At 66.1% G+C, this 12,220-nt stretch carries 10 protein-coding genes; 4 read left to right on the top strand and 6 right to left on the bottom strand.

Annotated elements, in window-relative coordinates:
* Nucleotides 1–28: 28 nt before the first annotated feature.
* From bluB to kstD, 6 genes are all read right to left on the bottom strand, one after another.
* Nucleotides 29–685, bottom strand: a complete 657-nt coding sequence (bluB, locus tag HQ354_RS16625) for a 5,6-dimethylbenzimidazole synthase (RefSeq protein ID WP_068423075.1) — start codon at nucleotides 683–685, stop codon at nucleotides 29–31.
* Nucleotides 682–2,949 (bottom strand): bifunctional diguanylate cyclase/phosphodiesterase, encoded by a 2,268-nt coding sequence (locus HQ354_RS16620; protein WP_222635206.1) that lies wholly within the window; start codon nucleotides 2,947–2,949, stop codon nucleotides 682–684. Before HQ354_RS16620 ends, bluB begins: the two co-directional genes overlap by 4 nt.
* A gap of 110 nt (nucleotides 2,950–3,059) precedes the next feature.
* Nucleotides 3,060–3,320: a hypothetical protein gene (locus tag HQ354_RS16615; RefSeq protein ID WP_068423066.1), complete on the bottom strand. Its 261-nt coding sequence runs from the start codon at nucleotides 3,318–3,320 to the stop codon at nucleotides 3,060–3,062.
* Between the two features lie 111 nt (nucleotides 3,321–3,431).
* Complete coding sequence (locus HQ354_RS16610; RefSeq protein WP_068423064.1) at nucleotides 3,432–5,150, bottom strand: cholesterol oxidase substrate-binding domain-containing protein; 1,719 nt, start codon at nucleotides 5,148–5,150, stop codon at nucleotides 3,432–3,434.
* 24 nt (nucleotides 5,151–5,174) lie between these two features.
* Nucleotides 5,175–6,032 carry a MaoC/PaaZ C-terminal domain-containing protein gene (locus HQ354_RS16605; protein ID WP_222635205.1) on the bottom strand — a complete coding sequence of 286 codons (858 nt, stop codon included), beginning with the start codon at nucleotides 6,030–6,032 and terminating at the stop codon, nucleotides 5,175–5,177.
* The gene (kstD, locus tag HQ354_RS16600; RefSeq protein ID WP_084423612.1) at nucleotides 6,029–7,705 is read right to left on the bottom strand and encodes a 3-oxosteroid 1-dehydrogenase; all 1,677 of its coding nucleotides are present in this window, start codon (nucleotides 7,703–7,705) and stop codon (nucleotides 6,029–6,031) included. Before kstD ends, HQ354_RS16605 begins: the two co-directional genes overlap by 4 nt.
* A gap of 183 nt (nucleotides 7,706–7,888) precedes the next feature.
* Here kstD and HQ354_RS16595 point away from each other — a divergent pair, with 183 nt between their 5' ends.
* Genes HQ354_RS16595 through dmpG form a run of 4 tightly spaced genes read left to right on the top strand, consistent with a single transcriptional unit; the run spans nucleotide 7,889 to nucleotide 12,217 of the window.
* Nucleotides 7,889–9,514: an FAD-binding protein gene (locus HQ354_RS16595; protein ID WP_254303442.1), complete on the top strand. Its 1,626-nt coding sequence runs from the start codon at nucleotides 7,889–7,891 to the stop codon at nucleotides 9,512–9,514.
* Nucleotides 9,489–10,274, top strand: a complete 786-nt coding sequence (locus HQ354_RS16590) for a 2-keto-4-pentenoate hydratase (protein ID WP_068423054.1) — start codon at nucleotides 9,489–9,491, stop codon at nucleotides 10,272–10,274. Before HQ354_RS16595 ends, HQ354_RS16590 begins: the two co-directional genes overlap by 26 nt.
* An 18-nt stretch (nucleotides 10,275–10,292) precedes the next feature.
* Nucleotides 10,293–11,198 (top strand): acetaldehyde dehydrogenase (acetylating), encoded by a 906-nt coding sequence (locus HQ354_RS16585; protein ID WP_068423051.1) that lies wholly within the window; start codon nucleotides 10,293–10,295, stop codon nucleotides 11,196–11,198.
* Nucleotides 11,195–12,217, top strand: a complete 1,023-nt coding sequence (gene dmpG / locus HQ354_RS16580; RefSeq protein ID WP_222635204.1) for a 4-hydroxy-2-oxovalerate aldolase — start codon at nucleotides 11,195–11,197, stop codon at nucleotides 12,215–12,217. The genes HQ354_RS16585 and dmpG overlap by 4 nt, the downstream gene beginning before the upstream one ends.
* The last annotated feature ends 3 nt before the right edge of the window (nucleotides 12,218–12,220 follow it).

The following is a 12,220-nucleotide window of genomic DNA, read 5'->3' as shown; positions in this document are numbered from 1 at the left end:
GCCCGGTGCGACGCTGCGCCGATCCGACTCAGTGCGACTCGCCGCGGTACTTCTCGTGATGTATGGCGTCGTCGAGCGGGCGACCGCGTCGCCACCCGAACCGCTCGAGATCGGGGACGCGCTGAAGCTCGGTGACCGGTCCGACGCACAACCACGCGATCGGCCTCACGGGATCGGGGATGTCGAGCAGCTCGGTCAGGAACGCCTCGTCGTAGAACGACACCCAGCCGACGCCGATGGACTCGGCAACGGCTGCGAGCCACAGATTCTCGATGGCGAGCACCGCCGAGAACAATCCGGTGTCGTCGACGGTAGCGCGCCCGAGTACGTGTCGACCACCGCGCGACGGATCGTAAGTGACGACGATGCCGGTGCCACTCGTCTCGATGCCTTCGATTCGGATCGGGTCGAACGTGGCGCGTCGATCCGGAGGGAGCGAGTCGGCGAATGCGCACCTCTGTTCCTGCACGTGTGTCGCGAACGTCGACAACGTGTCGGATGAGCGGACGACGACGAAGTCCCATGGTTGCGTGTTGCCGACACTGGGAGCCTGATGCGCCGCCGACAGAATGCGCCGGAGGACGCCGTCGTCGATGCGGTCTCCGCTGAATTCGGCTCTCACGTCGCGGCGCGAGGCGATGGCCGAGTACAGAGACATCGGGGACGGGGAAGACAAGTCGGTCATGGTCGTGTCGCCAGTTCCTTCAGTTCACCGTGCAATGCGGCCACGCGTGCCGGGATCTCATTACCGGGAACCGGATGTCCCAGGTGATATCCCTGTGCGGTGGTGCACTGCATCGAGCGTAGTTCGAGCAGCGTCTCACGGTTCTCGACGCCCTCCGCCGTCACACTGAGCCCGAGGGTGCGGGCGAGGTCGATCGTCGACTGCACGATGACGCGATGCGCGAGAGTCGAATCGATGTCCCGGACGAAGGTCTTGTCGATCTTCAACTGCTGTACCGGCAGGCGCTGCAGATAGGCGAGCGAGCTGTATCCGGTGCCGTAGTCGTCGATCGCGAGGGTGACGCCCAGTTCCCGAAGACCGTGCATCGCCTCGATCGCGACGGGCGGATCTGCCATCGCAACGGTCTCGGTGATCTCGATCGTCAGGTTCTCGCCGCGACTGTCTGTGACGGACAAAGCTCGACGGACCTGGTCGATCAGCTCGGCGTCGAGCAGATTTCGGGTGGACAGGTTGATCGACACCGTGACGTCGAGACCGCTCCTACTCCACTGCTGCCGCTGCGAAAGCGCCTCGGTGAGAACGAATTCGGCGAGCGGCCGAATCAGACCGGTCCGTTCGGCCATCGGGAGGAACAGGTGAGGTTCCATGACGCCGCGGTCGGGGTCGTTCCACCGGAGGAGCGCCTCGACGCCCGTCGTGACCATGGTCTGCAGGTCGACCTGCGGCTGGTAGTACAGCTCGAGGTGTCCTGCGTCGAGCGCAGCGGTCAGGTCGCTGAGCAAGAGCAGCTGCGTGCTGTTGTCTCGATCCATCGAGGTGTCGTACCGAGCGATGCGCGGCTGGACCGTCTTGGCCGAATGGACTGCGAAACGTGCGCGCTGGATCAACCCGTCGGAGCCTGCGTCGCCGCTGCTGGGGTCGTCGTGTGCGAACGCGACGCCGACGCTCGCTTCGACGAGCAGCGTGGTGTGGCGGACGGCGACGGACTCCCTCAGCGACCGGTTCATCGACTCCGCGATCGCCATGGCTTCACGTTCGTCGGCGCGCACGGCCAGGGCGAATTCGTCGGCGCCGACGCGTCCGATCGCTCCACGGCTCCCGACGGCGCTCACGAGGCGGTCGGCGACGACGCACAGGACCTCGTCGCTGATCTCGGGTCCGAACGTGTCGTTGATTTCCTGGAACCGATCGATGTCGAGAAGCAGCAGCGCGAGACGCTTCGTCGTGTGCCGTGGAGTGTCCATCCACACCTGCAGGCCACGGCGGTTGAGCAGCCCGGTCAGTGTGTCGGTCTCCGCGACGGACCGAAGCGACTGTGTCTGTTGGTGCAGCAACCGCAGCAGGTCGATCACTCGAACGAACACGAGGCACACCAGCAGGGAGGCGCACAGCACGATGCCCCAACCCCATTCGACGATGGGTGTGCCGCGGTACAGCAGAAGCGCCATGGCGACCGGCGGCACGAGTGCGGCCAACGTCAATACGGCGACGGCGGGCGCGTTGAAGGACGCGGCGAGACGCGTCGACGAACCCGCGGTTCGCGCATACGGTACGAGCGTGCGCATCGACGGATGTAGCGCGGCGGCGCCGGCGAGAACGTAGAAGGCCAGATATCCGGCTTCGGCCCACGCGCTTGCGTTGCGCGAACTCGCCACCGACGCGACACTCGACGCGATGTCGGCGAGCATGGTCGCGAGGAGCGCCGCGGTCAGCAACCGGAACGACGCGCTGCGCCACTGGATGCCGCCGATGAAATGCACGAGCAGGCCGAGTAGGAACACGCTCATCGCCGGGTAGACGACCCCGACGATTCCGGCGGCTGTGGATACGTCGACGGCGTCGTAATCGACGACGAACACCCACATCAGGAGCCCGAAAGCGATCATGACGATGCTGCTGTTCGCGACGTGGCTCAGTTCGCCGCGTCTCCATCCCGTGTGAACCAGGCAGAACAGTCCGGCCGCGAGAAACGCGTACCCGACGAGATACACGGGATCCGCCGCCGACGGCACAGGTACCGTTCCCGTCGTCTCGGAGGTCCAGTAGTAGGTGGCGTCACCGAGTGCCCACAGTCCGATCCCAGCTGCGATCGACGACCATGCTCGAACCGATGTCGGCCGATTGACCCTGATGCCGATGATCGTCGCGATCACCGAGGACACTGCGACCACGAGGTAGATCGACGCGGACACGCTGCCTGCAGGGAGAACGAAGTATCCGACGCACGCACTCGTTCCCAGCGCCGGGTACCACCACCATCTCACCCGGTGCATCCTTCCCTATCGGGAGTCACGACGGGGAGATACCGGCATCGATGGCGCGCGGTAGTCGTCTACCGGCTGTGGCGGTCCATCGATGTGGGTGGGTGGCAGTTCTAGGGGACGACGAGCATCAGCGTGCAGTCCTGTGCCTGCGCGGAGTCGGCGATCTGCCGAGCGCCCGCGCTGTCACCGGACGACAGGGCACGGTTGGCGTCGTCGGCGAACGACTGGCAGCGGTCGGACGGACCGGTGGTGATGTAGACGGCGTTGCCGTCCTGCGTCGACGTCGAATGGACTTCTGTCGCGCCTGCGATGCCCGACCCGACAGCGAGCGAACTCGCGACGATCGCGACCGCGGCGATGGTGGAGCGCATGGGAAACAGTCCTTCGTGAGGTGGTTCGGTGGTGCACGTCCGACGTTTCACCTTCTGCGGCCGAGTCGGAAGAGACCTAAGGGTGGGGAAGTGCCCACCCTGCCACACGCACTACGGCAGCAACTGGTCGATGAAGGTGTTGCTGTAGATCCGGTGCGGATCGAGCGAGTCGAAGGTGGCGCGGGCGGTGTCCCAGTTCTCCGACGCCGGGACGCCCTCGCGGTAGGTGTTCGGCAGGGTGGTGCCGATGACGGTTCGATCCTGGTACGGCAGTTCCGCACCGAATGCCCATCCCTTGGACCACTCGGGGCGGAAGGTGGCCCACCCGGTGTAGTACGAGCGCATCCACTGTTCCATCTCCCGGTAGAACGCGAACATACCCGGCGTGCCAGGAACGCCCAGGACGTTGAGCCACACCGCGGTGTCCCACTCGGGATGATCCGGACGCGGACGCATCGCGGAGATGGTCGGCGGGCCCGCGGAGTCGACGACGACGTCGGCCGGGTCGTCCATACCGCAGCACCGGATCTCGACGGGTCCGTTGATCGGGTACTGCCCGATGGACTGGTAGTACGTGACGCGTTCGTGGAACCACTCGGCGAAGTCGTGTACCACCTGTGCGACGCGTCCGCGACTCGTGATGACGGCGCCGCCACCCTCGGTGAGCAGCAGTGTGCTCGGTTTGATGTAGAACTGGAGGTCTTTCGCCCAGCCCCACAGGTCCGACGACCCCGTTGCGGCCAAGCCCGCCACCGTCGTTCCGTAGTAGACCTGACCGAAAGCCGGCGCTATGAAGGTGTTTCCGGCAGTCAACTGCCCGATGAGATCGGATGCAGCCTCCGGCAGGTTGTCGGAGAACGGATAGTTGTACGGGCCGTTCACTTCTCGCGACTCCGGCGGCTTCGTCGGGCTGACGGACCACACCTTGAGCCACGGGTTCTCGGTGAACGGGTACCAGATCGCTTCGACGCGTCCGGTTCGATTCAGATAGCTTTCGAAGGTACGTCCCGAAGCCGCTGGCGCAGAGAACATCCCACGCCACGGAATGTCGGTGTAGCTCTGGCATCGCAGACGGGTGTTGGCTCCGGCCTGCATCGTCACCGAGGTCAGGAAAGCGCGCCCGAGATGGGTGAGCAGGGGTGTGATCTCGGGATCCGACCGGTCGAACGTCCGCAGCGCGTACGCGGTTCCGTCCCACACGACCGCCGTCAGCGAGGTGACGAGATTGCTCAGCGACCCGTACGTCGTTCCGGGAGTGGGTGTTTCACCGTCGGCCGGGACGGCGGCACCGTGCGCGTCGACGGCCAGCGCTCCCGCGACGGTCAACACGCCAGGCGCAGGGACGCTGACCCACCCCAGTCCGTTGTCCTCGAGCTGCTGAAGCATCGCCTCGATCGTGGCGCCCGCCCCTGCGGTGACCGTCGAGGCCGACGGGTCGACGGCGACGCCGTTCAGATGAACCGTCGTGTCCACGAGGACGATGCGGTCGAGGTTCTCTCCGTTCACGATCGTCAACGGGGTCCAGCCGTGCATCGCGCCTCGCGGCCGAATCCGATACCCATGGGCATGCGCCCAGTTGGCAAGTGTGACAACGTCGTCCGGCGTCGTCGGTGAGCACGTCCACACGGCATCGCGCACGATTTCCTTGGACCAGTTCTGGTACCGCTGTTGGTACAGAGGAATGCCGGGAGGAAAGTTCGGTGGCGCAGGGAGAGTCGCGTCGGAGCTACCGAACGGGGCGGCGTCGACGGGTACCGCGCGCATCACGGACGTGAGGGCGACGGCGCCTGCGCCTGCGGCGATGAATTGGCGACGGGTGAGCTCGGGCATGGTGTGGCGTCCGATCGGTAGGTGTCAGCGGGTGGTCGTCACGACATCGGTCAGGGCGGGTGCGTCGCCGCGGTCACGGACGGTCACATGGGCCAGGTAGCGACCGTCGTCGTCCCAGATTCGGCACGTCAGCGTCTCGCCGGGGTAGACGACGCCGGCGAACTTGGCCCCGAAATGCTCGACGGCTCCGGCGTCGCCACCGAGTACGCCGTCGGTGACGGCCTTGCAGACCATGCCGTAGGTGCACAGGCCGTGCAGTATCGGCGCGGGAAACCCTGCGGCCAGCGCGAACTCGGGGTCGGAGTGCAGCGGATTGCGGTCTCCGCACATGCGGTACATCAATGCCTGCTGGGGAAGGGTCGGCACGTCGAGCACGACATCCGCTTCGCGATTCGGCACGGCGACCGACGGCGACGGTCCTCGCTCGCCGCCGAAGCCGCCTTCTCCTCGGGCGAAGATCGACGGCCGTGCACGCCACAGGGCGATTCCGTCGAGAGTGGTCGTGGTCGTTTCCTGCACGATCACCGCGGCCTTGCCCTTGTCCCATACCTCGGTGATCCGGGTGATCGAACACGCCTCTCCTGCAGGCGGTATCGCGCCGAGCGCGGTGATCTCCTGTGTTCCGTGCACCACCTTCGCCAAGTCGATGTCGATGCCAGGAAACTGCACGCGCGGCGCATCCGTCGCATGGAAGGTCGCCGCGACGGTCGCGAACGTCGGAAGCACCTGTGGCCCGGCGTCGTCGAGGTAGTGCAGTTCGTCGCCGTCGGTCGGTCGACTGCCCGCACCGAGTGCGAGGTGATAGGTCTGCACATCGCGCGCGGTCCACGAGAAGTGCTGCGCCGGCAGCTCGGCGCCGATCGCGACCGACGGATCGATCACCGGTGATCCCTTCCTGCCATGTCCCGTCCCGCCATGTCGAGGACCGCGAGGTACGCGAACGTCATCGCAGGCCCGATCGTCGCGCCGGGCCCGGCGTAGGTGTGACCCATGACCGGCGCGCTGGCATTGCCGACGGCATACAGCCCGTCGATGACGCTGCCGTCGTCCCGAAGAACGCGAGCGTCCGCGTCGGTGACGAGTCCGCCCTTGGTGCCGAGATCGCCGGGCACCATCTTCACCGCGTAGAACGGTGGTTTGTCGAGCGCTCCGAGGCTGGGGTTCGGTGTGTTGGTCGGGTCCCCGTAGTACTTGTCGTAGCCACTGTCGCCGCGTCCGAAGTCCTCGTCGACGCCGGTGCGCGCGAAACCGTTGAAGCGCTGGATCGTTGCGGTCAGGTTCTCGGCTGGAAGACCCGTTTTCTCCGCGAGTTCGGTGATGGTGGACCCCTCGACCACCACCCCGGCTTTCAGCCAGCGGGACGGGAAACGCTTCTTTGGTTGCAGTCCGGCGAATATGTAGCGGTCGCGGTAGCGCTGGTCGATGATCATCCACGTCGGAATGTTCTCGCCCGGCCCGTCGCCGACGCCGTACTCGCCGCCGTACATCCGATGCACCGCCTCGACGTACGGGGCGGCCTCGTTGAGGAACCGGCGTCCCGATGCGTTCACCATGATGCCGCCCGGTAGCGTGCGTTCGGCGATGCAGAACCACGGGCCGCCGGTGAGGGGTATCGACGGTCCCCACCACGCGTCGTCCATCAGATCGGTTGCTGCTCCGAGTTTCTGCCCTGCGCGGATACCGTCGCCGGTGTTGGCTTTCGCGCCCACGGTCCACTCGGTTCCGATGGGTTGACGCTGGTACTTCGTGCGCATCTCCTCGTTGTGTTCGAATCCTCCCGACGCGAGGACGACGCCTTTCCGAGCCATGAAAGTTCGCTCGCCGCAGACGGTTCCGCGCACCTGTCCGTCCTCGACGACGAGATCGGTCATCGCGGTGCCGAGCAGAACCGGCACGCCGGCGTCGAGCAGACCTGCTCGCAGAGCTGCGGCCAACGCCTGGCCGCGCCCGAGGAGATGCTGTCCCGTGAGTTTGGCTCGAAGCCAACGCATTCCGACGCGGCCCACCCGCGCGATGCCGCTGGGATGGCGTCGCAGAAGGTTGATCGTTCGGTAATCGGCCTGGGTGAGCACGACATTCAGAGGGGCCTTGCCGTAGTCGGGCTCGAGCTGCTCGATCATCGGGCCCAGGCACGACGCGTCGAACGGGGTGGGTTCGACCGAACGCCCGCCGACGCGGCCGCCCGGCGCCTCCGGGTAGTAGTCCGAATAACCGGGCACCCACTGCATTCTCAGTGGGGAATGCCTCAGGACGAAGCTCAGCATCTCCGGCCCGCGTTCCAGATAGGTGTCGATTCGTTCCTTGGACACGACGTCGCCGATGATGGAGTGCAGGTACTCCCGCGCGGCTTCCGGAGTGTCGTCGACGCCGTCCGCCTCCAGCGCCTCGTTGCCCGGGATCCACACGCCTCCGCCGGAACGAGCTGTCGAGCCGCCGAAGTGCGACGCCTTCTCCACGACGACGACGCTCAGTCCGCGGTGTGCCGCGGTCAGTGCGGCCGTCATACCTCCGGCGCCGCTGCCGACGACGACGATGTCGTAATCCTCCGTGATCATGTAGAACACGTTATAGAATTGAACACGCGCCAGTCCATGCTTTCTGCCAGGAAGAATCCGTCCTTCTCGGCGTCGGAACAAAAACACGTTACAGTTTCGAGGCCAGGAGTGGAGCCTGCAGGAACGACCCAGATGCCGGGAGTGGAGCCTGCAGGAACGACCCAGATATCGGGAGGTGAGTCGGTGACCTGGAATCTGCACGCCGACGTCGTGATCGTCGGGTACGGCGCCGCCGGTGTTGCGGCCGCCCTCGAGGCCGCCGAAGCCGGTGCCGACGTCGTCGCCGTCGATCGGTATGCGGGCGGCGGTGCGAGCGCCATCTCGGGCGGGGTCGTCTACGCGGGTGGCGGCACCGCCGTGCAACGAGAGGCGGGCGTCGAGGATTCCGTCGACGACATGTACGCATACCTCGCCGAGGAGATCGGTGACGCGGTGACGCCGGAGACCCTTCGACGGTTCTGCGACGGAAGCGCCGCGACGATCGACTGGCTGTCGGCGCGCGGGGTGCCGTTCTCACCGACGCTGTGTCCGTACAAGACGTCCTATCCGAGCAATCGCCACTATCTGTACTACTCGGGCAGCGAAGCGGCGGGCCGATTTCGTGCCGTCGCGACGCCCGCGCCGCGTGGTCATCGCGCGAGGGGCAAGGGGACGTCGGGCAAGATGTTGTTCGGCCCGCTTGCGCGCACTGCGAAAGATGCGGGCGTGCAGTTACTTCCACAGACTCGCGTGTGTGATCTCCTCGTCGAGGACGGTCGAGTTCGCGGTGTCGAGTGCCGCACGCTGATCGACGCGCCGGAGCGCATCCGGCGGGTGCATCGAGTCCTCGGGGCACTGTCCGCGAAGCCTGGAATCTACGTGCCCCAGTTTCGTTACCTGCTCGAGAGGCGTCTGGCGCACATCGAGAAGAAGTACAGCGAGACCGTCCGCATCGAGGCGCGCCGCGGCGTCGTACTCAGTGCGGGCGGGTTCGTCGCCGATCGCGTGATGATGAAAGAGCACGCGCCGGATTACACCGGCGGTCTCGCTCTCGGGACCGCGGGCGACGACGGCAGCGGTATCGCACTGGGGGCCGAGATCGGTGCTGCCACTGCGAAATTGGGCAACGTCTCGGCGTGGCGGTTCATCGTGCCACCCGATCCGTTCCTCGGTTCGTTGCTGATCGACGGCGCAGGTCGACGCATGGTCGACGAGTCACGGTACGGCGCGGCGCTCGGGCATGCGATCGTCACGACGGGGCGCGGGCGCGGGTGGGTGCTCGTCGACGCGGACCTGGCGAAGGACGCCGCGAAGCGGCTGCCACGGCAGGCGATGTGGTTCCAGCGAGTCCAGAACGCGGGATTGCGCAGCACTGCAGTGCGCGGTCGCACCGTCGAGCAGGTCGCACGAGCAGCGGGCATCGACCCACGGGGCCTGCGTGAGACGGTCGACCGACACAATGCGGCGATCGCGTCGGGAAGCCCTGACCCGTTCGGTAAGCACGACGATTTTCGACGGCCCATCGCGTCACCGCCGTTCACGGTGTACGACGCGGGCATCCCGGCGGGTAGAGCTCTGAGCAGAATGATGAATCCGTGTCCGATGATCACGCTCGGCGGTCTCGTCGTCGACGAGGACACAGGCGAAGTGAAAGACGACGCGGGTGAGGCGATCAGAGGCCTCTACGCCGCGGGCCGCACGGCCGTCGGGCTGTGTTCGAACTCGTACGTGAGCGGACTGTCGCTCGCGGACTGCATCTTCTCCGGTCGGCGGGCCGGAATCAACGTGGCGATGGGGGAGCGGCATGCTGTCGACGCAGACGCGCACTGAACTCGCGGCCAGATTGGCTGCCGCCGAGACGAATCGGACACCGATCGGTCCGATCGCGCGCGACGAGCCGGACATCGACGTCGTCGACGCATACGAGATCCAACTGATCAACATTCGACGACGCGTCGACGACGGGGCTGCGGTGGTGGGGCACAAGGTCGGACTGTCGTCGCGTGCGATGCAGCAGATGATGGGCGTCGACGAGCCCGACTACGGCCACCTGCTCGCGGACATGGAAGTGTTCGAACACAGTCCGGTCGATTCCGCGCGGTACTGCTACCCCCGCGTCGAAGTGGAAGTGGCGTTCGTGCTGGGCGCCGACCTGCCGGGTGCGTCGTGCACCACGGACGACGTGCTGGAGGCGACCGAGTTCGTGGCTCCGTCGATGGAGCTGATCGACAGTCGGATCAAGGACTGGAAGATCGGGCTCTCCGACACGATTGCCGACAACGCGTCGTCCGCCGGGTTCGTGCTCGGCGAGCAGCGGGTGGCGCCGTCGGACATCGATCTGACCGCGATCGATGCGGTGCTGCTGCGCAACGACCTTCGCGTCGCGGAGGGGCGGAGCGACGCGGTGCTGGGCAATCCGGTGACCGCGGTGTCGTGGTTGGCCCGCAAGGTCGACGGGTTCGGTGTGCGGCTGAAGAAGGGCGACATCGTGCTGCCCGGATCGTGCACGCGGGCCGTCGATGTGCGGGCGGGCGATCGATTCCGCGCGAACTTCGCCGGGCTCGGCGCCGTCGTACTCGAATTCGATTGATCGGTAGGAGGTTTCGTCGTGCCCACAGCAACAGCGGCCATCGTCGGTTCGGGCAACATCGGTACGGACTTGCTGTACAAGCTGCAGCGTTCGGAATTCGTCGAACCGCGGTGGATGATCGGGATCGATCCGTCCAGTGAAGGAGTGAAACGCGCCGCCGACCTGGGTCTCGAGACCAGCTCCGACGGCATCGACTGGTTGTTGGCCCAGGACGAGAAGCCCGATCTGGTGTTCGAGGCGACGTCGGCGTACGTCCATCGCGATGCTGCGCCGCGCTACGCCGAGGCGGGCATCCGTGCGATCGATCTGACGCCGGCAGCCGTCGGGCCCGCGGTGGTGCCGCTGGTCAACCTGCACGAACATCTCGATGCACCCAACGTCAACATGATCACGTGCGGTGGGCAGGCGACAATCCCGATGGTGCATGCGGTGTCGCGGGTGGTGGACGTGCCGTATGCCGAGATCGTCGCGTCGGTGGCGTCGCTGTCCGCGGGGCCCGGGACACGGGCGAACATCGACGAGTTCACCAAGACCACGAGTCGAGGCATCGAACTGATCGGCGGGGCCGGGCGTGGGAAGGCGATCATCATCCTGAACCCAGCTGATCCGCCGATGATCATGCGGGACACGATCTTCTGCGCCATTCCGGGTGACGCGGACACCGACGCGATCGTCGCATCGATCCACCGGATGGCCGACGACATCGCCGAGTACGTGCCCGGGTACCGATTGCTCAACGAGCCGCAGTTCGACGACGCGTCGGACATCTCGGGTGGGTACGCGAAAGTGACGATCTTCGTCGAGGTCGAGGGTGCGGGCGACTTCCTGCCCCCGTACGCGGGCAACCTCGACATCATGACGGCGGCGGCGACGCGCGTCGGCGAGGAAGTGGCCAAGAACGTCGTGAAGGAGAAGATTTCGTGATCCGAGTGACCGACACGTCCCTGCGCGACGGGTCCCACCACAAGCGGCACATGTTCACGGCCGACGATGCGCGCGCCATCGTCTCGGCACTCGACGGCGCGGGCGTTCCCGTCATCGAGGTGACGCACGGCGACGGGCTCGGCGGGTCGTCGTTCAACTACGGTTTTTCGAAAACACCCGAGCAGGAACTTATTTCGGTCGCCGCGGCCACGGCCGAGAACGCCAAGATCGCGTTCCTCATGCTGCCGGGCCTGGGCGTCAAGGACGACATCGTCGCCGCCCAGGGTAACGGTGCGTCGATCTGCCGCGTCGCAACGCATTGCACGGAGGCCGACGTCGCCGTCCAGCACTTCGGTCTCGCGCGTGACCGCGGACTCGAGACCGTCGGATTTCTGATGATGGCGCACTCGCAGCCACCCGAAGTGCTGGCGAAGCAGGCGCGCATCATGGCCGACGCGGGCTGCCAATGCGTCTACGTCGTCGATTCGGCGGGGGCTCTCGTGCTCGAGCAGGTGACCGATCGTGTCGCCGCGCTGGTCGCGGAGTTGGGTGACGACGCTCAGGTCGGCTTCCACGGGCACGAGAATCTCGATCTGGCAGTGGCCAATTCGATCTGTGCGGTGCGGGCGGGGGCGCAGCAGATCGACGGCAGCGCCAGGAGGTTCGGTGCGGGAGCGGGTAATACGCCCGTCGAGGCGTTCGTCGGTGTGTGCGACAAACTCGGAATCGAGACGGGTATCGACTTCTTCGCGATCTGCGATGCGGCCGAGGACGTCGTGCGCCCGGTGATGCCCGCGGAGTGCTTGCTCGACCGGCAGGCGCTGATGATGGGCTACGCCGGGGTCTACTCGAGCTTCCTACGCCACGCCGAACGTCAAGCCGAGAGGTACGGGGTGTCGACGGCCGAGCTGCTCGTGCGCGCCGGAGAGCGAAAGTTGGTCGGCGGGCAGGAAGATCAGCTGATCGACATCGCCCTGGAGTTGCGGGCGGCTGCGCCGCACGTGCACGAAAATACATAGACC

The sequence above is a fragment of the Rhodococcus sp. BP-261 genome (genome assembly GCF_019835205.1).
GTDB lineage: Bacteria > Actinomycetota > Actinomycetes > Mycobacteriales > Mycobacteriaceae > Rhodococcoides > Rhodococcoides kyotonensis_B.
The sequence above is the reverse complement of the archived record's forward strand: the minus strand, read 5'-3'. Positions and strand labels throughout refer to the sequence as shown.